The following is a 19,561-nucleotide window of genomic DNA, read 5'->3' as shown; positions in this document are numbered from 1 at the left end:
TTAATCTACTTTTTTAAAAACCAGGGTCTCGGTGTCTGGATTTGATAAATATAAGTGCTTGTTTTCAATTTTAAATGTTGTGGTAGCTTCCAGAGCTTTTAAAATTTCAGGTTCTTTATTTTCAGGCAAACACATTTTTCGAGTTGTAATAATTTTAGTGAAACGTATTTTAGAACGTTCAGAAAAAATAGAGCCTCGCATAGTATTGCATCCGGTAAAACCATTAAATGTATTATCTGTTGTGTTAATTTCCAGTTTTGGTAATTCCTTAGGGAAATCGGAAGGGCTTATTTCTATACCTTTAATGGAGCTTAGAACCCAAATATCTTGTAACCGATAATCTGTAATGTAGTATCCGCAACCTTTATAAGATGTAAATTCGGTGTCCTTAGATGATTTTATGTCTATAGACACTTTATAAGGAAAAGATTTGCCTTCTGTTTCGCATTCTCCCATAGCTACTTGAATTCTTATAGAAGCCGATTCAGTCTCAGCCCTGTACATCTTTATATTTGCATCAGCGGCCAGGATAGGTTCTGGTAATGGGAAATTATAGTGTTTAGAATCTTCGGTATTCAATGAGAAAATTATAGTCTGTTCTGTTAACTCCAGATTCCACTCAGAGGCATATCCTTCACCTTTAAAAAAGGCAATGTCTTTTGTCGTGGGGACTTCAGAAGTTTGTTTCAATGTGTTAGAGTTTTCACTCGGTTCGGTGCCAGCCTTTTTTGAATCTTTTTTAGCGTCCTCGCAATTTAAGATCAAAACACTAAGTAATATAACGGATAAAAAACTAATTGCTCTCATGCTCTTAAAGTTAGGAATTATATTTTAAAAATACCACCAATAGAGAGTTGTGTTTCGCCATAAAAGAAATGTTGAGATGCGCGATCTTTTGGATTGTAAGAAGTTCTGATATCAGGCATGTTTATAAATCCACCTCTTAAATCGCCTTGAATGTAAAAGTGTTTGAAAAACGTGAGATTTATACCGGCGCCTGTAGAGATGCCGTACCCTGCAATATGAAAATTGTCGTGACGCTGATAAACCAATAGTTTGGAATTTGTTTTAGGAAGCAGTAGTCCACCACCGAAACTTTCGGTCAGGTTTATCTGAAAAATATCTGTATCTCGTATTCCGAAAAGTTTTGAAATATCATCGAATCTGGCAATTTCTGTATAAATGTAATTTAAGCCATCGGTATGTTCGAAGGTCAAAAAGCCTTCATGAAGGTAAACAGCATCATCTTTAAAAGTGTTGTTGTAAATAGAGCTTTCATCAGATTCAGGAATATCGATATATCCATTTCCTCTTACCACCTGATTTTGGGTCATAACATATTTCATATGATCCAGATTAATCGAAATGGCGTAATGATCGCTGATAAAATATCCTAGCCTGAAATTCGTTTGAGGAATGGTCATGCTAAACGGGTTAATATAATCTATATGCCAGCCTTTAGGTTTATCGTGAGCTTTTACATCGTAAAGCGTAAAATTATAATGCTCTCCTGTAAACGTAATATCCGATTTTGAATATTTTTCTCGATTTCCTCCCCAGCTAATAAATACTTTTCCTTTTTTAGATGCTGTAAATTTTAAAGCATCCAGATCCTGGGCATTTAGGTTAAGTAAAGGCAATAACAGAGTTACTATTAAAAACTTAATAGGACTAATTTTCATAACAATAAAACACTAAAATCTAAAACGCGGTTACTGTTTTTCTAATAGCAACTAAATGGGTTAATAATTGTTCCAAGTGATCCAGATGCAGCATATTAGCACCATCACTTTTTGCGTTAGAAGGGTCAAAATGAGTTTCGATAAATAAACCATCTACATTGTTTACTATACCTGCTCTGGCTATAGTTTCAATCATGTCTGGTCTACCACCGGTTACTCCACTAGTTTGGTTTGGTTGTTGTAATGAGTGTGTAACGTCTAATACTGTTGGAGCGTATTGTCTCATAGTTGGAATTCCTCTGAAATCAACTATCATATCCTGGTATCCGAACATCGTACCACGATCGGTAATCCATGCTTTGTTGTTACCTGAGTCTTTTACTTTCTGAACGGCATGTTTCATGCTTTCCGGGCTCATAAACTGTCCTTTTTTTAAGTTTATTACCTTACCGGTTTCGGCAGCAGCAACAACTAAATCGGTTTGGCGAACCAAAAAGGCCGGAATCTGAAGTACATCTACATATTCTGCAGCCATGGCAGCATCAGACACCTCATGAATATCCGTAACCGTTGGAATATGAAACGTTTCAGATACTTTTTTTAAGATTTTAAGCGCTTTTTCGTCTCCAATTCCTGTAAAACTATCTATTCTGCTACGGTTGGCTTTTTTAAAACTGCCTTTAAATACATATGGTATTTCGAGTGCATCTGTAATACTTACAATTTTTTCGGCAATTCTTAGTGCCATGTCTTCACCTTCTATGGCACAAGGCCCTGCTAGAAGGAAAAAATTATTCGAAGATGTATATTTTAATTGAGGAACTTCAGATAAATTCATTTGCTAAAATTTTGAATGCAAAGGTACATAAAATAAATACGAGATATTGTATCTAAAGTTACTGTTTAGAATACTCTTTTTGTACTATTACGAACCATCCACAATGCCATAAAAAGGTTAACAAGAATAAAAAGGATTGTAAGGTTGTTTGTATGAAAGACGTGTATTATAGAAAGCTTGGTAAAAAGATATCCAAGAATGAGATATGATGAAAGACAAACAAAACAGATACCTAAAGAAAAATTGAGTTTTGAATTTGGTTTTAAAAGCTGCCAGACAAAAGGAATTGCTAGTAACAAAATTGTATATGCACCAATACCAGAGTGCATCTTTGTTTTCGTAAACCAGGCAAAAATTACAGAAATATAATATAAATACGGTACTTGTCTGGAGTATTTTTGTAATAAATCCATGGTTTTAAGGTGTTGATTTACAGGTTTTAAGTTTTGCTAAAGACGCTGTAAAGTGCTAATTTGCAGACTCTGCGTAAATAAAGTTATAAAGAGAAATTATTATATGTTTAAATATTAATATATAATTAACTAATTCACAAAATATAGTGTACCTTTGCGCGCTCAAATTAGGCATCAATTATGGCTCAAATTAAAAACATTGCAATTATTGCACACGTAGATCACGGTAAGACAACCTTGGTTGATAAAATCATGTACCACTGTCAATTATTCCGTGAAAATGAAAATACAGGAGATTTAATCCTTGATAATAACGATTTAGAACGTGAAAGAGGTATTACCATCACGTCTAAAAACGTATCGGTTATTTATAAAGACACAAAAATAAACATTATTGATACTCCTGGTCACGCCGATTTTGGTGGTGAGGTAGAGCGTGTACTTAACATGGCAGACGGTGTTCTTTTATTAGTAGATGCTTTTGAAGGGCCAATGCCACAAACGCGTTTTGTACTTCAAAAAGCTATTGACTTAGGTTTAAAGCCTTGTGTTGTTGTAAATAAAGTGGATAAGGAAAACTGTACTCCAGAAGAAGTGCATGAGAAAGTGTTTGATTTAATGTTTGAGTTAGGTGCTGAAGAATGGCAGTTAGACTTTCCAACCGTTTACGGTTCTGCTAAAAACAACTGGATGAGTGACGACTGGAAAAGCCAGACTGAAAACATCGAGCCGTTATTAGATATGGTAATCGAGCATATTCCAGCTCCTAAATTTGATGAAGGAACGACTCAAATGTTAATTACATCTTTAGACTTCTCAAGTTTTACAGGACGTATCGCTATTGGTCGTTTAACTCGCGGTGAATTGAAAGCAGGACAAAACATTTCGTTGGTAAAACGTGATGGTACTGTTGTTAAAAATAAAATTAAAGAACTTCATATTTTTGAAGGACTTGGGCGTGTTAAAGTAGAGCAGGTTCAAACCGGAGATATTTGTGCTATTGTTGGACTTGAAGGTTTTGAAATTGGAGATACAGTTGCTGATTTTGAAAATCCGGAAGCTTTAAAAACAATTGCTATTGATGAGCCGACAATGAGTATGTTGTTTACAATTAACGATTCTCCTTTCTTCGGTAAAGATGGAAAGTTTGTAACATCACGTCATATTAAAGATCGTTTAACTAAAGAGCTGGAGAAAAACCTGGCTTTACGTGTTCAGGAAACTGATAGTGCCGATAAATTTTTAGTGTTCGGCCGAGGTGTACTTCACTTATCTGTATTGATCGAAACCATGCGTCGTGAAGGGTATGAACTTCAAATTGGTCAGCCACAGGTAATTATCAAAGAAATTGATGGCGTTAAATGTGAGCCGGTTGAAGAGATGACTATCGATTTGCCAGAAAATGTTTCTGGTAAGGCGGTTGAATTAGTAACCATGCGTAAAGGTGAAATGTTAAGTATGGAAGCTAAAGGCGACCGTATGGTAATTGAATTCATGGTACCTTCTCGTGGTATTATAGGTTTACGTAACCAATTATTAACGGCTACTGCTGGTGAGGCTATTATGGCGCACCGTTTTAAAGAATATCAACCATTAAAAGGAGGTATTCCTGAGCGTCAAAACGGATCTTTAGTGTCTATGGAAAAAGGTACTGCTATTCCGTATTCTATCGATAAGTTACAGGATAGAGGTAAATTCTTTGTAGATCCGGGTGAAGATATTTACGAAGGTCAGGTAATTGGTGAGAACTCTCGTCAGGACGATATGACTGTAAATATTACTAAAACTAAAAAGTTAAGTAACGTACGTTCTTCTGGAGCAGATGATAAAGCGAAAATTGTACCAGCAATTAAATTCTCTTTAGAAGAAGCTTTAGAATACATTCAGAAAGATGAGTATGTAGAGGTAACACCAAATCACTTACGTATCCGTAAAATTTATTTAACTGAAGTAGAGCGTAAGCGTAATAAATCAATTTAAAAAGTATCGACTCTTTTAGAAGTCTGATTCAATTTATATAAAGGGGAATTCTAATATAGGATTCCTCTTTTTGTTTTTAAACTTGGTCTAGTTTAAATAAATGAATTATTATTGTTCTCAATTATAATTCAAATATAAGTAAGCGCGTTTTAATGCTTTTCAATTCCCTAGATTTTGCCGTGTTTTTGCCAATAGTGTTTGTGCTTTATTGGTCTGTTTGTAATAGAAGCCTGGCTGTTCAAAATGCATTAATTGTTGCGGCTAGTTACTTTTTCTATGCCTGGTGGGACTGGCGTTTTTTATCACTTATATTTTTTAGTACCCTTGTAGATTACAGTATAGGTTTAGCTTTGGCTAAACAGGAAGAGGTCTTAAAACGAAGGGTGTTACTTTATTGTAGTATAGCAGTTAATCTGGGACTCCTGGGAATATTTAAATATTATAATTTCTTTCTGGAGAATTTTGTTCAGATGTTTACTTTGTTTGGTAGTTCTGTTCGCTACAATTCATTAGATATTGTTTTACCGGTTGGGATTAGTTTTTACACTTTTCAAACCCTAAGTTATACTATCGATATTTATAGAAAGCAGTTAGAGCCAACAAGAAACTTTATAAATTTTATGGCATTTGTAAGTTTCTTTCCACAGCTGGTTGCAGGGCCTATTGAGCGAGCGGTTAAATTATTGCCTCAGTTTCAGAAACGACGTGTTTTTAATTTCGATAAAGCTGCGGACGGATTAAAACAGGCGCTTTGGGGCTTGTTTAAAAAAATGGTTATAGCAGATAATTGCGCGTTTTTTGTCGACGAGTTTTTTGCTAATCATGAAGCCTATTCTGGAAGCACATTACTTATAGGAGCTTTTTTCTTTACAATTCAGATTTACTGCGATTTTTCTGGGTATTCGGATATAGCTATCGGAGTGTCCAGATTGTTTGGTTTTGAGTTATCTAAAAATTTCGCTTTTCCATATTTTGCCAGAAATATAGGTGAATTCTGGAGACGTTGGCATATTTCCTTAACAACCTGGTTTAGGGATTATTTTTATATCCCTTTAGGCGGAAGCCGTGGATCTAAAGCCATGCAAATAAGAAATACGATTTTAATATTTGTAGTAATAGGCTTCTGGCATGGCGCTGCCTGGAAATTTATAGTATACGGGTTTATAAATGCCTTACATTTTTTACCGCTAATAATCTGGGGCAAGAAAAAGGCATCAAAAGAAAAACAGCACTTACAATCGGTTTGGCCAAGTAGATCTCAATTATTGGGTATTTTAAAAACATTTAGTTTTTTAGTACTGGTCCGCATATTTTTTAGAGCAGACGATTTGACCACTGCTTTAAGTTATTTAAATACAATTTTTTCTAAAACCTTATTTACAGTGCCGCAGTTTGCCAATCGTACCGGAGCAGTAATGGTTTTTGTAGGAATACTCATTTTTACTTTTATTGAATGGATTGGAAGAGATAAAGAATACGGTATTGAAACTTTGGGGAAGACATGGAAACGGAAGTACCGTTGGGGATTCTATTATGTGTTGGTGTTCTGTATTTTTTACTTTTACGCCAAGCCACAACAATTTATATATTTTCAATTTTAAATGAAGCGCTTTATAATTTTTGTAATATCATTTTTAATTCCAATCCTTTTACTTGGTGTGGTTTTGGAAGTGTTTATTCGAAAAATTCCTAACGATTATATTTCTAAGGCTGATTATTTAAATAAGAATGCAAATACAATTGAAACTTTAATTTTAGGAAGTTCGCATGCCTTATACGGTGTAAACCCGGACTATTTAAACGGAATTGCTTATAATGCGAGTTTTGTGTCTCAAACACCGGATTTAGATCTTGCTATTTTAAAGCAATACGAGTCGGAATTCCAATCGTTAAAAAACGTAGTGATTAGGTTGTCTTATGCTACTTTATTTGAAAAATTATCCGATACTTCTGAAGACTGGCGATTAAAAGATTATAACTTGTATTTTAATTTAAAACAGGATTACAAATTCAAATATAATTCGGAGTTGCTGAGCGTCAAGTTGAAAACCAATTTAAAACGTCTTTATAATTACTACATTTTAGAGGAATCGGAGCAAAATATTTCAGAACACGGGTGGGGGATAAATAGCGGTTTAAAGCCACCGAATGATTTGGACGAAGCGGGAAAAAAGGCTGCGATACGGCATACGGCCGACGATTTTGAATGGTATAAGGAGAATACAATGATTTTTGAAGAAATTGCTGAGTTTTGCCAGCAGGGAAATATTAAACTTATAGTGGTTACATTTCCTACGATCAGTGCTTACGGAGCTAATATGAAAAAGGATCAATTTGAGAAGACCTTAGAATACGGGAAATTTCTGGAAACAGAATATTCCAATTGCAGGTATTATAATTTTTTAAATCATCCGATTTTTGAGACTGAGGACTTTTTTGATGGAGATCATTTAAATGCTCAAGGGGCAAAGAAAATGACTGACTTAATAAACACTGTTTTAAATTAAAAAATTCAAATAGTCTGTTTAAATTCAGGTTATTAGTGTAAATTGTAGTTGTTTAACCAATTAACTTGAATATTATGGAAATTCTGGGTATTTCGGTCACAGAATGGGTAGGGTATTTGGCATCAGCTTTTTTGCTTCTTTCCTTTACGATGAAAGATGTTTTAAAACTTCGGGTTATAAATTCCATCGGGTGTGCCTTATTTGTTATTTATGGTTTTATGTTACAGACATCATGGCCAATAATTATTACCAACGCCTCCATATTGATTATTAATTTCTACTATTTGTTCCTGAAGAAAATTTAGTATTTTCGTTGTTCAAATCTAAAAATTAGCCTATTTTTTCAATTCGTAAATACCAAGCACAGGACCAGTCGGTCTGGGATGATTTTGTTCGTACAGCAAAAAATGCCACATTTTTATTTCAAAGAAATTTCATGGATTATCATAGCGATAGATTCCAGGATTATTCTTTAATGGTATTTAAGGGCGAGCAATTGGTGGCTCTTTTTCCAGCTAATCAGGTGGAAAATGCTCTGTATTCCCATCAGGGGCTAAGCTATGGGGGAATTCTGGTGAAAGCTTCCGTTCGGATTGAAATATATACCAGAATTGTTGGCGCTTTGCTGGATTTTGTTTTAAACGAAGGTTTCGATTGTATTTATATTAAAGAATTGCCACCTGTTTATCACAAGAGTTTGAGTCTGGAGTTCGATTATTTGTTAGGATATCTTCCATCAGAATGTGTAAAGACAGACAGCTATTTTGTGATTGATGATTTGGAACATTATCAGCCAAACAGAAACAGGAAACGGGCATTAAAAGTAGCGCAATCTCAGGATATTCAAATTGTTAAAAGTAATGATATAACATTCTTTTGGGAAGCTATTTTGGCTAAAAATTTACAGGAACGATTTAATGTTTTACCCGTGCATAAGGTTGATGAAATGACACGTTTAATGCAAGCCTTTCCAGAAAATATAGAGTTTTATACTGCTCTGCGTAACACAGATGTTTTAGCAGGGGTGGTTCTTTTTGTTATGGAAGATATCGTGCATTTTCAATATAGTTCCGGGGATGATTTAAGAAGTGAAACCGGAGGCTTAGATTTATTGTTCCATGCCATTATAGAAAAATATTCGTATAAGAAGTTTGTGAGTTTTGGAAGTTCTTCTACAGATAGTTCTTTAAAAATAAATACCGGTTTAGCATACTGGAAAGAAAGTTTTGGAGCCAAGGTCATTCCACAGAGAACGTATAAATTGGATTTGAAGACATTGAAACCTGTTAATTTGTTTTTTTAATGATAAAATTTTTAGACTTAAATAAAATTAATAAACGGTTTGAAGCGGAATTTAAAACTGTTTTTTATGAGTTTTTAAATTCAGGTCAGTGCATTCTTGGTAAGGGAGTAGAGACTTTTGAAAAGGAATTTTCGGAATACTGTGGCGCTCGATATTGTATTGGTGTAGGAAATGGTCTGGACGCTATAACGCTAATTTTTAAAGGATATATAGAGTTAGGTTTGCTTGCAACAGAAGATGAGGTTTTAGTGCCAGCCAATACATTTGTCGCAAGTGTATTAGGAATTTTGCAAGCCGGATTAAAACCAGTTTTTGTAGAGCCCGATTTGGAATCATACAATATTACAGCTGAAACCATAAAACCACATATAACGGCTCGAACTAAAGCTGTTTTATTGGTCCATCTTTACGGGCAGCTGGTAGATGTGGAGGAAATACAAAAAGTTGCAAAGCATATTCTTGTAATCGAAGATGCAGCTCAGGCTCATGGCGCTAAAGCTAAATCCGGTAATAGGGCTGGAAATTTGGGCAATGCGGCAGCTTTTAGCTTTTATCCGGGGAAAAACCTTGGGGCATTGGGAGATGGTGGTGCCGTGACAACTAATAATTTAAAGTTGGCAGAAACTATAAGTAAATTAAGAAACTATGGTAGTGTTTCTAAATATGTTAATGAATACCAGGGCTGTAATTCCAGGTTAGACGACCTTCAGGCGCGATTCTTAAGTGTGAAATTAAAGTGCCTTGATGCAGATAATGACGTTCGTCGAAAAATTGCAAATCGCTACCTTTCTAACATAAAAAATAGCAAAATAATATTACCTTTATGTCTCGATTTAGATGCTCATGTGTTTCATTTATTTGTAATTAGGGTACAGCAAAGAGATGAATTTATAGCATATGCAAAACAGCATCAAATTGAAACTTTAATCCATTACCCAATCCCTCCACATAAACAAGAAGCCTTAAAAGAATATAAAAACTTAAAGCTTCCAATTACAGAGCAGATTCATGAAACCGTGGTGAGTTTGCCTATAAGTCCTGTTATGGAAATAAATGAAGTGGATAAATTGATAACAGTTTTAAATGCCTATTAATTGAAACGATTAATTAATTATATTAATAATAATGTACTTATAAAAGTAGCTTCGTTAAACTCGGCCTCTGTAATTACGAGAATTATAGCAGGGTTTTTAACATCTAAAGCTATTGCTATTTTTATTGGAGCAGAAGGTCTGGCTCTTATAGGTAACTTAAGGAATCTGGTTAGTTCTACTCAATCTTTTGCGATATTGGGTATGTATAACGGGGTGGTTAAATACATTTCCGAATTTAAAAACAATACGCTCGAGCTTACCAAGACTTTATCGACATCTTTTTATGTTGGTTTTATTTCCACCATTTTGGTGTCTTTTTTCTGTTATTTTAACGCAGAGTACATTAACACACTCATCTTTCCAACGTATAATGATTATGCTTATGTTATTCGGGTTATGGCGATAGCCCTTCCGTTTTACTCGATGAATATGTTCGCGTTTTCTATTATGAACGGGTATGCTAAGTATAAGATGTTGCTCGTTATAAATATTATCGGGCAGATACTGGGAGCGTCTATAACACTAATTTTAATTTATCAGAACAGGATAGACGGGGCTTTAATTTCGATAGTAATTGCTGAATCTATAATTTTCCTGATAACTCTTGTGGGCGTAGTAAATCAACGTAGTTTAATTCCTTTGATAAAAGCGAGTTATGTTGATTTTGGTTATGTGAAGAAGCTGAGTTCTTATTCCATAATGGCCTTGTTCTCTGCAATTGTTTTGCCTTTGGTGGCTATTTCCATTCGGACTTATATAATTGATAATGTAGGGTACAAAGATGCCGGATTTTGGGAGGCCATGGTTAGAATTTCCAAATATTACCTCATGTTTGTAAGTTCTTTATTATCGCTTTACATCCTTCCTCGATTTTCAGAAATTGATAACGTTAAGGAGTTTAGAGATGAGGTATTTGGTTTTTACAAAACCATTATCCCTGTGTTTGCTTTGGGCTTGTTGTCTATATTCCTATTAAGACGATTTATCGTAGCCATAGTGTTTACCAGTGAATTTAAACCCGTAGAGGATTTGTTTTTATGGCAGCTTTTAGGAGACTTTGTCAAAGTGCTTTCTGTTGTAATATCTTACCAGTTTTTGGCGAAAAAAATGTTTTGGCACTACATTATTACTGAAGCATTTTCGGTAGTGATTTTGTACGTTACGAGTATTTATTTCATCGATCTATATGGTGTTAAAGGAGCGACAATAGCGCATTTCGTGACATATGTAATGTATTATGGATTAATATTGTTGATATTCAGTTCGTCTTTATTCGGTGTTCTTCCAGAAGATGAAGACCTTTTGGAAGATGAAGACTATAGCGAAGACGAAGAAGAATAACTAACTAGCCGCTTTTTGCCATACATTTAAATAGTGTTTGGCAGATTGAATATAGTTGTGCTTTTCCAAAACAAAAGTTCTGGCATTCTTTGATATTGTAATTAATGTTTCAGGATTTGTTATAAGCCATTCTAATGATTTATAAATGCTTTGTGCATCGGGTAGAGCATTTATAGCTACAGTGTTTTCTTTTATGTTGTAGTATTCCAGCCATTCTTGTTCTGCACCTGTAAAAACAACTTTGCCTTTAGCCATGGCTTCAAGGGCATTAAATCCTTGGTCGTAAGCATAGACCTGATCTAATACAATATGTGCTTTGTTGAATACAGAAATGTATTCTTCGTAAGGTAAATCAGTTGTTCTTATTATTTCAATTTTATTGCTGTATTTTTCTTTTAAAAGGTCTAAAGCCTTATCGAAAAAATCATTCCCTTTTTGATAATATTTAGAAGTGTTAATACCGTGAAAGATTATAATTTTATTACTTAATTCTAAAGGTGTGTATTTTAATGTGTCCGTGTTTATTGGGTTCGGAATTAGTCCCAGATATTTAGATGTCGTTAATAAAGGGATATGGTAATCCAGATCGGAAGCTATTATTCCTTTTATGTTTTTGTAAATATAGTTATGTAAGTCTTCGTAAGGTTTACTTGTGAATTTTAGGGCATACCAAAATGCTTTTTTACTTTCCTTACCTTCAAAATATGGTGTTAAAATAGAATATCTAAATCCGTTGTTTATGGCGAAATTTACGCTAGTATAGTCAGTGCCACACGACATTAAAAATACATTTTTATTGTTTTTGAAAATAAATTGTAATAGTGTTTTTTCAACATTCGGAATAGTAGAAAACGCATTCTCATTAATTAACTGCACAACATCATACCCTGTTAACTTTGGTTTTAATTGGTTAACCTGATGTTTTATACTTAATGATGTTAAATCAATTTTTAATATTTTATAAATAACCCGCTTTATAAATTGAGAAAATCCGGATTGATATTTTAGGTTTAATTTTATATCTACAGGGTAGTTTTTAAAATAGTCGCCACAACCAATTATAGTAACGTTATGACCTAAATGCTCTAAACCTTCTTTTAGCGAATTGTGTAGTCGGCTGTATTCTCCAATTAATAAGATTTTCATTTAGTATATTTGAGTGCAGTTAATTAGTTCGTAGTGCAAAGAAACAATAAAAAGATTTGTATCGTAGCATCCTCTTTAGGAAAAGGAGGAGCAGAACGATCTTCGGCTCAGTTGTCTATAATGTTATCTCGTCTAGGGTATGAGGTATATATAGTCACGGTGTTAAATCAAGTGGATTACAAATATGAAGGTGCACTTTTTAATCTTGGGGAATTAAAAGAAAAAAGAGATACTTTTTTAGGTCGATTTGGCCGATTGTGGCAATTTAAGCTGTTTTTAGAAGCTCATGATTTTGATATCATTATCGATTCAAGAACTCGGGTTCAGGGCTATCGTGAGTTTTTAGTATCTAAAGCTATTTATGCCAGAAAAAATGTGGTTTATGTGCTGCATAACTACAATTTATCCAAAGCTTTTACACGCTATATGTTGCTTAACAGGTATTTGTACAGAAAGGCAAATATGATAACGGTTTCTAAGGCAGCCGAAAATTACTTTAAAAAGCGATTAGGGCTTCAATATATTCAGACTATTTATAATGCATTTGATTTTGAAGACATAGAACAAGAGTCAAATATGTTAGCAAAACATGATATTGGGTTTGATAAGTATGTGGTTTATTATGGCAGACTAGACGACCATCATAAGAACTTAAGGCTGTTATTAGATGCTTATAACTTGTCTAAGTTACCAGAGAATGATGTAAAGTTATTAATCTTAGGAGATGGTCCTGATAAAAGCAGTTTAATGCGGTATGCTTCGAAATTACAAATTGAAGACCAAGTTGTATTTAAAGGTTTTCAAGCCAATCCATATCCCTATGTAAAACATGCTTTGTTTTCAGTTTTAACCAGTCGTTACGAAGGATTTCCTATGGTTATTCCGGAAGCGCTTGGTTTAGGAACGCCGGTAATTGCTGTAGATTGCAAGTCAGGACCAAATGAAGTTATAAAAACGGGTTTTAACGGACTTTTAGTTGAAAACTTTAACGTAAATGCAATATCAGAAGCGATGAATAGTTTTATCTTTGACTCAACCTTGTACCAACGCTGTAAAACGAATGCGAGTCAAAGCGTTCAACGGTTTTCGGTTCAGCAAATAACTAACGATTGGAAACATTTATTAAACAATATACTACAACAAAATTAACGGACCTTGAACTTATTGAAATCCCTAAAATTAAAGATTCCAGAGGGAATCTGGCAGTTATAGAAAAGGAATGTATTCCGTTTGAAATTAAACGGGTGTATTATCTTTACGATGTGCCAAGCGATGCTTTCAGGGGAGGACATGCTCATAAAGAGTTGTTTCAGTTTTTAATTCCGCTAAGCGGAAGTTTTGAAGTCCGTTTAAAGGATGGTGAAGAAGAACGATTGGTGTCTTTAAACAAACCGGATAAAGGCTTGTTAATTACACCGGGTATCTGGCGTGAAATAGAGAACTTTTCTTCGGGATCTGTTTGTCTGGTATTGGCTTCAGATGTTTATGATGAAGCTGATTATATCAGAAATTTTGATGAGTTTTTATTATTTAAGGGTCTGTAATATAGTTTCCTTCCTTTTAGAGCCTTTAGCTGTAAAAGACTACTTAATACCCATCTAGGACTGTTCAATAAAATATTTTGTCTCAGTGTTAAATTAGAGTTTTTAATTTTTGAGCTATAAAATTGAAAAGCGTGTTTGTCTTTTTGCAGACGACTTAATATGGCTAAAGAATATCTGTTTTTATCTATAAAAGCTTTAACAGCGGGATTGTGTTGTTCTTCAGCTTCGTATTTATCATATTTGGGTTTTAAAGCAAGATTAAATGTGGTGTTTGATAAGCTAGAATCGATATAATTATAGTAGACCAGCGTTTTATTAATAAATACGATAGGGTAATTCAAGCCTATGCGAATCCACATATCTGTATCCTGACCAGATTTTATACTAGTGTCAAATCCTCCTGTTGTTTTTAAAATACTGGTTTTAAATGCAATGCTGGAGCTAGTCAAAAGCGTGTATTTTTTGCTGTTTTCGAAATAATTTTTAATTGAAACATTTCCATTTATTTCAAAGTTATATGTTACAGGAACAATTTCATTCTTGTATTTATCTGCAATAGCCGAAGCAAAAACACTTGCTTCAGGAAAATTTTTCTCAGCATTTATGATAGATTCTAAATAGGTTTCATGCCAAGTGTCATCGCCATCTAGAAGGGCGACAAAATTAGTGTTAGCATGTGCTATCCCATTATTTCTCGCTACAGAAGCGCCTTGGTTGGATTGTTTTATGTAATGAATTCTGGTATCGGTAATTTTTTTTATAACAGATTCGCTTCTGTCTGAAGATCCATCATTTACTATTATAATTTCGAAGTTACTATAGGTTTGATTCAGAACACTTTGAATAGTGTTGTAAATGTAATGTTCTTTGTTGTATACCGTGATGATTACAGAAATATCAGGGGTCATATTTTATTTTTTGAGGTATAAAGATAGTAGCCTAGCCGATAAAAATCCATTAAAAATAAAGAAGGCTTCTTAGAAAGTAGATTTTGTCTAATTATTTTTTTACTGCAACCATATAGTGATAAAACAACCCAATCCAATTTGGTTGTTTTTAATTTAAAAGCAGCTCTTCCAAGTTTTGTGTAAGAAATTGGTATTAAATCATTAGAAATTAGATGATGCAAAGACCAGACAGATTCTTCAGATTTTTTTAGAAATGTTCTACTATCTTCCAAGCCAAGATGTAGAACAGGATTATCGATATGAGAAATTTTAATTTTATTTTCTTTAAGGTTAAAACTAAATAAAGTGTCTTCGTGCCTTAGGTTAGGTATGTTTTCGTTAAAAGGGATTTGTTTTATTATTGTTTTTTTTATGAGAAAATTGAGTGTAAGAAAGCTTATGTATGGCGATCTTTGTCTTTCTGACGCTAATACACTTTCTCTATCTATACCGTATATCCAACGCAAAATCTGGAAGTGTTGAGGTTTTTTTATTTGATATGAAATACCACCATAAATTACCTCATAGCCTAGATCAATAATCTTTAGGTATTTTTCAATAAAATTAGAATGAATAGGTAAGGTATCGGCATCTAGAAAAAGTAAATTCTCAAATTGAGAAAGCGAAGCCAAATAATTTCGTGCAAAACTTCTTCCGGAATTCTTCTTTAATAAAATATGTCTTGTATAACTGAGTTGTTTAACTTCTGTATTGAATTTTACTGATTCGGTGTTGGTTGACGCATCGTCAACCACTATAATTTCAAAGTTTATTTTAGCGTTTAAACATTGTTCATGAACGGACTTAACTAAATGGAAAATGTTATAGTTATATGTAGGAATTAAAATAGAAAGCATAAATTACGCTTTGCGTTGAACTACTTCGTAAACCTGATTGTCATCGCACTTCAATGTTTTACTGGGGTATTTTAGTAAAAGCGCATAATCGTGCGTAGCCATTAAAATAGTGTTGCCATTTTTGTTAATGTCCTGCAGTACTTTCATAACTTCAATACTAGTTTGCGGATCTAAGTTACCAGTAGGCTCATCGGCTAAAATAAGTTCAGGGTCGTTAAGTAACGCTCGTGCAATGGCTACACGTTGCTGTTCTCCACCTGAAAGTTCGTGAGGAAATTTAAAACCTTTTGTTTTCATACCTACCTTATCCAATACGGCTTCTATGCGTGTTTGCATTTCCTTTTTATCCTTCCATCCGGTAGCTTTTAAAACAAAAAGTAAATTTTCGTTTACATTTCTGTCGACCAGTAATTTAAAATCCTGAAAAACAACCCCAAGTTTTCGTCTTAAAAAAGGGATGTCTTTTTCTTTAAGTTTGCGTAAATCGAAATCTACAATACTGCCTTCGCCCTGTGTTAGTGGTAAATCGCCATAAAGGGTTTTCATAAAGCTACTTTTTCCTGTACCTGTCTTACCTATAAGGTAGACAAAATCTCCTTTGTTAATTTCTACATTTACATTAGAAAGTACCAGGCTGTTTCCTTGAAAAATTGAAACATCTTTTAATTCTAGAACAGGTTGAGACATAATTTGTATTGGGATTTTTGCGATGTAAATGTATCATTTTATAATAACTTTTAAAACAAGCGCTTCTTGGAATTTTTTTAATATTTGCAGGTCTGACTTTGTATAGGATAATTATTACATAATTCTTTCGTTATAGAATTCAGATTAAATTATCTTTGATTTCAATAAAACTAAAGGTTAATGACAAGACATAACATTGTGATTTTTTTGTTGGCAGTATGTTTTAACTGCCAATTATTTGCCCAAAGATCTGCTATTTACACCAACGACCAGGTAGAATACCAAAAGGCTCTTTCCTTGTTTAATAATAAACAATATTTAGCGGCTCAAAATATTTTTACAAACATTCAGAAACATACTTCGGAAGAGGTAATGCAGTCTGAATGTGCATATTATATAGCCAACTGTGCCATACGTTTAAATCAGCTAAAGGCAGAGGATCTCGTTGAAACTTTCGTGGAGGATTATCCTACAAGTCCAAAGCGTAATTCGGCGTATATGGATGTGGCTGATTTTTACTTTGTAAACGGAAAATATGCGCACGCGAGAAAATGGTACGATAGAGTAGATCAACGCTCTTTAACCAGTCTGGAAAAAGATCGTTATAACTTTAATCAGGGGTATACTGCATTTGTTACCAAGAATTATAAGGATGCCAAGAAGTATTTTGGTAAAATTGAAAATTCAGGTAAATACGGTACGCAGGCCAAATACTATATAGGGTATATGGCATACCAGAGCGATAATTATAACGAAGCAACGCAATACTTCGATCAGGTGGCCGATCAGAAAAAGTATCAGGAGCGTATGTCGTATTATAAGGCCGATCTTAACTTTAAATTAGGGAAGTTTCAGGAAGCTATAGTTTTGGCGGAAGAACAGCTGCCTTATAGTTCGAGAGAAGAAGAATCCGAACTTAATAAAATTATAGGAGAAAGCTACTTTAATCTAGGTCAGTACGATAAAGCTATTCCTTATTTACAGGCGTATAATGGTAAGCGAGGAAAGTGGAATAATACCGATTATTATCAATTGGGATATGCGTATTACAAGCAGCAGGATTACGAAAGTGCTATTTCAGAATTCAATAAAATAATCGAAGGGAATAATGGTGTAGCTCAAAATGCATATTATCATTTAGGAGAAAGCTATATAAAACTTAACAAAAAGACCGAGGCTTTAAACGCTTTCAGAAATGCTTCTCAGATGGAGTTTGAGCCTAAAATACAGGAAGATGCCTGGTATAATTATGCTAAAATAAGTTATGAAATAGGTAACCCTTACGAGTCGGTGCCAACGGTACTGGCTGGTTACATAACTAAATATCCTGAAACTGCTTACAGGAGTGAAGTTGAAGGGCTTTTGGTAGATTCATATATTACGTCTAAAAACTATAAAGAGGCTCTAAGCTTATTACAAGGCAAGAAGGACTTTGCGAGTAAAGAAGCTTATCAAAAAGTAGCGTTTTATAGAGGTCTGGAGTTGATAGAAGATGAAAACTATACCGAAGCCAAAACGTTTTTCGAATATGCTTTACAGGAACCAATAAATGATGAGTATACCTCCAGAGCGTATTTTTGGAAAGGTGAGTGTAATTATAATTTAAATAATTATGCCGAAGCATTGTTGGATTTTAAAGCGGCTAAACAATATTCCGGATTTGAAACTGAAGAGCAAAAAGTAGTAGATTATAATTTAGGGTATGCGTATTTTAAACAGAAGGAATACAGCCAGGCCACCGAACACTTTAATGCATTTACTCAAAGTTTTTCTGGTGATCCGGTTAAGTTAAACGATGCTTATTTAAGACTGGGAGATGGTTATTTTGTGTCGAGTAATTACGATAAGGCGATTACTGCGTATAATGAAGCAATAAAATTAAATCAGTTCGAGTCCGATTATGCTGCATTTCAAAAAGCCATTAGTTATGGTTATTTAGGCCAGGATAAAACTAAAGTTGCCGAACTGGAAGCGTTTGTAAATACTTACCAAAAATCGAAATTACGGGATGATGCGTTATACGAATTAGGTAATTCTTATACTAAATCAAATCAAAGCGATAAGGCAGTGGCTATGTATAATCAGTTAAGTTCAGAATACAGAATGAGTTCCTTAACACCGAAGGCCATGCTACGTGAAGGCTTGATTTTTTATAACGGAAATCAAAACACAAAAGCCTTGGAGAAATTTAAAACCATAGCATCTAATTACCCGGGAACACCAGAGGCGGTTCAGGCAGTTTCTACTGCTCGATTAATTTATGTGGATTTAGGGCAGGTAGACGAATATGCTGCTTGGGTGAATACTTTAGATTTTGTGTCGGTAACAGATGCAGATCTTGATAATTCGACCTACGAAGCTGCAGAGAAGAAATATTTAGACAATAATACAGATGAAGCGATAAAACAGTTTAATGGTTATTTAAACGAGTTTCCAAATGGATTACATGCAAATCAATCGCATTTTTATTTAGCACAGTTGTATTATCAAAAGGGGTTAAAAGTTAATGCGGCACCTCATTATAAAGCAGTGGTCGATGCTCCAAGAAGTGAATTTTCCGAAGAAGCCTTAATGCGTTTATCGCAAAGCTATCTGGAGGGTAAAAACTGGATCGATGCTGTTCCTGTTTTAGAACGTCTGGAAAATGAAGCAACATTTCCACAAAATGTTGTATTTGCACAATCTAATTTAATGAAAGCAAATTATCAACTTAGTAAATATAAAAGTGCTGTAGCTTATGCAGAAAAAGTGCTGGCTAATACCACTGTGGATAATAAAATAAAGAGCGATGCTCATTTAATAATCGCAAGGTCTGCATTTAATTCTAACGACATGGATCGGGCAAGATCAGCTTACGAAGAAGTAAGTGGTATAGCAAGTGGTGAAGCAGCAGCAGAGGCTTTGTTTTATAATGCCTATTTTAAATATAAAGATGGCGATTATGAAGGTTCCAATGAAGCTGTTCAGAAATTGGCAAAAGATTACTCCAGTTACAAATATTACAGTGCAAAAGGCTTGGTTGTCATGGCTATGAACTATAAAGCTTTAGACGATGCATTTCAGGCAACTTATATTTTAGAAAGTGTAATAGAGAACTTTGGAGCTTATAAAGATGTGACTGCAGAAGCCCAAAAGCAGCTTAGCGAAATTAAAAAGGAACAAGCCAAAACCAATTCATCAATAGATACCCAGGACTAATTACCATTAAATACTATTTATCTT

16 protein-coding genes are annotated in these 19,561 nt (G+C 34.2%); 9 read left to right on the top strand and 7 right to left on the bottom strand.

The window, feature by feature from the left end; translation table 11 throughout:
* Genes I3217_RS09460 through kdsA form a run of 3 tightly spaced genes read right to left on the bottom strand, consistent with a single transcriptional unit; the run spans window position 1 to window position 2,520 of the window.
* Window positions 1-807: an META domain-containing protein gene (locus I3217_RS09460; RefSeq protein WP_435049515.1), complete on the bottom strand. Its 807-nt coding sequence runs from the start codon at window positions 805-807 to the stop codon at window positions 1-3.
* A 17-nt stretch (window positions 808-824) separates the two neighbouring features.
* Window positions 825-1,682 carry a hypothetical protein gene (locus tag I3217_RS09455; RefSeq protein WP_435049514.1) on the bottom strand — a complete coding sequence of 286 codons (858 nt, stop codon included), beginning with the start codon at window positions 1,680-1,682 and terminating at the stop codon, window positions 825-827.
* 19 nt (window positions 1,683-1,701) lie between these two features.
* On the bottom strand, window positions 1,702-2,520 hold the full coding sequence (gene kdsA / locus I3217_RS09450) for a 3-deoxy-8-phosphooctulonate synthase (RefSeq protein WP_435049513.1): 819 nt from the start codon (window positions 2,518-2,520) through the stop codon (window positions 1,702-1,704).
* Between the two features lie 593 nt (window positions 2,521-3,113).
* Here kdsA and typA point away from each other — a divergent pair.
* The 6 genes from typA (at window position 3,114) to I3217_RS09420 (ending at window position 11,158) form a co-directional block, all read left to right on the top strand.
* Window positions 3,114-4,913: a translational GTPase TypA gene (gene typA, locus I3217_RS09445; RefSeq protein ID WP_435049512.1), complete on the top strand. Its 1,800-nt coding sequence runs from the start codon at window positions 3,114-3,116 to the stop codon at window positions 4,911-4,913.
* Between the two features lie 152 nt (window positions 4,914-5,065).
* Complete coding sequence (locus tag I3217_RS09440; RefSeq protein ID WP_435049511.1) at window positions 5,066-6,514, top strand: MBOAT family O-acyltransferase; 1,449 nt, start codon at window positions 5,066-5,068, stop codon at window positions 6,512-6,514.
* Window positions 6,515-7,420, top strand: a complete 906-nt coding sequence (locus tag I3217_RS09435) for a hypothetical protein (RefSeq protein ID WP_435049510.1) — start codon at window positions 6,515-6,517, stop codon at window positions 7,418-7,420.
* Between the two features lie 436 nt (window positions 7,421-7,856).
* Window positions 7,857-8,723 carry a hypothetical protein gene (locus I3217_RS09430; RefSeq protein ID WP_435049509.1) on the top strand — a complete coding sequence of 289 codons (867 nt, stop codon included), beginning with the start codon at window positions 7,857-7,859 and terminating at the stop codon, window positions 8,721-8,723.
* A complete protein-coding gene (locus tag I3217_RS09425; RefSeq protein ID WP_435049508.1) occupies window positions 8,723-9,817 on the top strand; it encodes a DegT/DnrJ/EryC1/StrS family aminotransferase in 1,095 nt (364 codons plus the stop codon). The genes I3217_RS09430 and I3217_RS09425 overlap by 1 nt, the downstream gene beginning before the upstream one ends.
* A complete protein-coding gene (locus tag I3217_RS09420; protein ID WP_435049507.1) occupies window positions 9,818-11,158 on the top strand; it encodes an O-antigen translocase in 1,341 nt (446 codons plus the stop codon).
* Here the strand turns inward: I3217_RS09420 and I3217_RS09415 are convergent, their stop codons facing one another.
* The gene (locus I3217_RS09415) at window positions 11,159-12,304 is read right to left on the bottom strand and encodes a glycosyltransferase (protein WP_435049506.1); all 1,146 of its coding nucleotides are present in this window, start codon (window positions 12,302-12,304) and stop codon (window positions 11,159-11,161) included. It lies immediately after the preceding gene.
* Between the two features lie 33 nt (window positions 12,305-12,337).
* On the opposite strand from I3217_RS09415, the gene I3217_RS09410 reads away from it, so the two are divergent.
* Complete coding sequence (locus I3217_RS09410) at window positions 12,338-13,453, top strand: glycosyltransferase (protein ID WP_435049505.1); 1,116 nt, start codon at window positions 12,338-12,340, stop codon at window positions 13,451-13,453.
* Complete coding sequence (locus tag I3217_RS09405; protein ID WP_435049504.1) at window positions 13,414-13,848, top strand: sugar 3,4-ketoisomerase; 435 nt, start codon at window positions 13,414-13,416, stop codon at window positions 13,846-13,848. Before I3217_RS09410 ends, I3217_RS09405 begins: the two co-directional genes overlap by 40 nt.
* Here I3217_RS09405 and I3217_RS09400 read toward each other — a convergent pair.
* From I3217_RS09400 to I3217_RS09390, 3 genes are read right to left on the bottom strand one after another with little or no spacing between them, the layout of a single operon-like run.
* Window positions 13,803-14,756: a glycosyltransferase family 2 protein gene (locus I3217_RS09400; RefSeq protein ID WP_435049503.1), complete on the bottom strand. Its 954-nt coding sequence runs from the start codon at window positions 14,754-14,756 to the stop codon at window positions 13,803-13,805. The genes I3217_RS09405 and I3217_RS09400 overlap by 46 nt on opposite strands.
* Complete coding sequence (locus tag I3217_RS09395) at window positions 14,753-15,652, bottom strand: glycosyltransferase family 2 protein (protein WP_435049502.1); 900 nt, start codon at window positions 15,650-15,652, stop codon at window positions 14,753-14,755. Before I3217_RS09395 ends, I3217_RS09400 begins: the two co-directional genes overlap by 4 nt.
* Before the next feature lie 3 nt (window positions 15,653-15,655).
* Complete coding sequence (locus tag I3217_RS09390) at window positions 15,656-16,339, bottom strand: cell division ATP-binding protein FtsE (RefSeq protein ID WP_435049501.1); 684 nt, start codon at window positions 16,337-16,339, stop codon at window positions 15,656-15,658.
* Window positions 16,340-16,519: 180 nt separating this feature from the next.
* On the opposite strand from I3217_RS09390, the gene I3217_RS09385 reads away from it, so the two are divergent.
* A complete protein-coding gene (locus I3217_RS09385; RefSeq protein WP_435049500.1) occupies window positions 16,520-19,537 on the top strand; it encodes a tetratricopeptide repeat protein in 3,018 nt (1,005 codons plus the stop codon).
* Window positions 19,538-19,561 lie beyond the last annotated feature (24 nt).

Origin of the sequence: Formosa sp. S-31, from assembly GCF_051172795.1 — a bacterium.
GTDB lineage: Bacteria > Bacteroidota > Bacteroidia > Flavobacteriales > Flavobacteriaceae > Formosa.
Note: the sequence above shows the minus strand (reverse complement) of the source record. Positions and strands in the feature narration are given on the sequence as shown.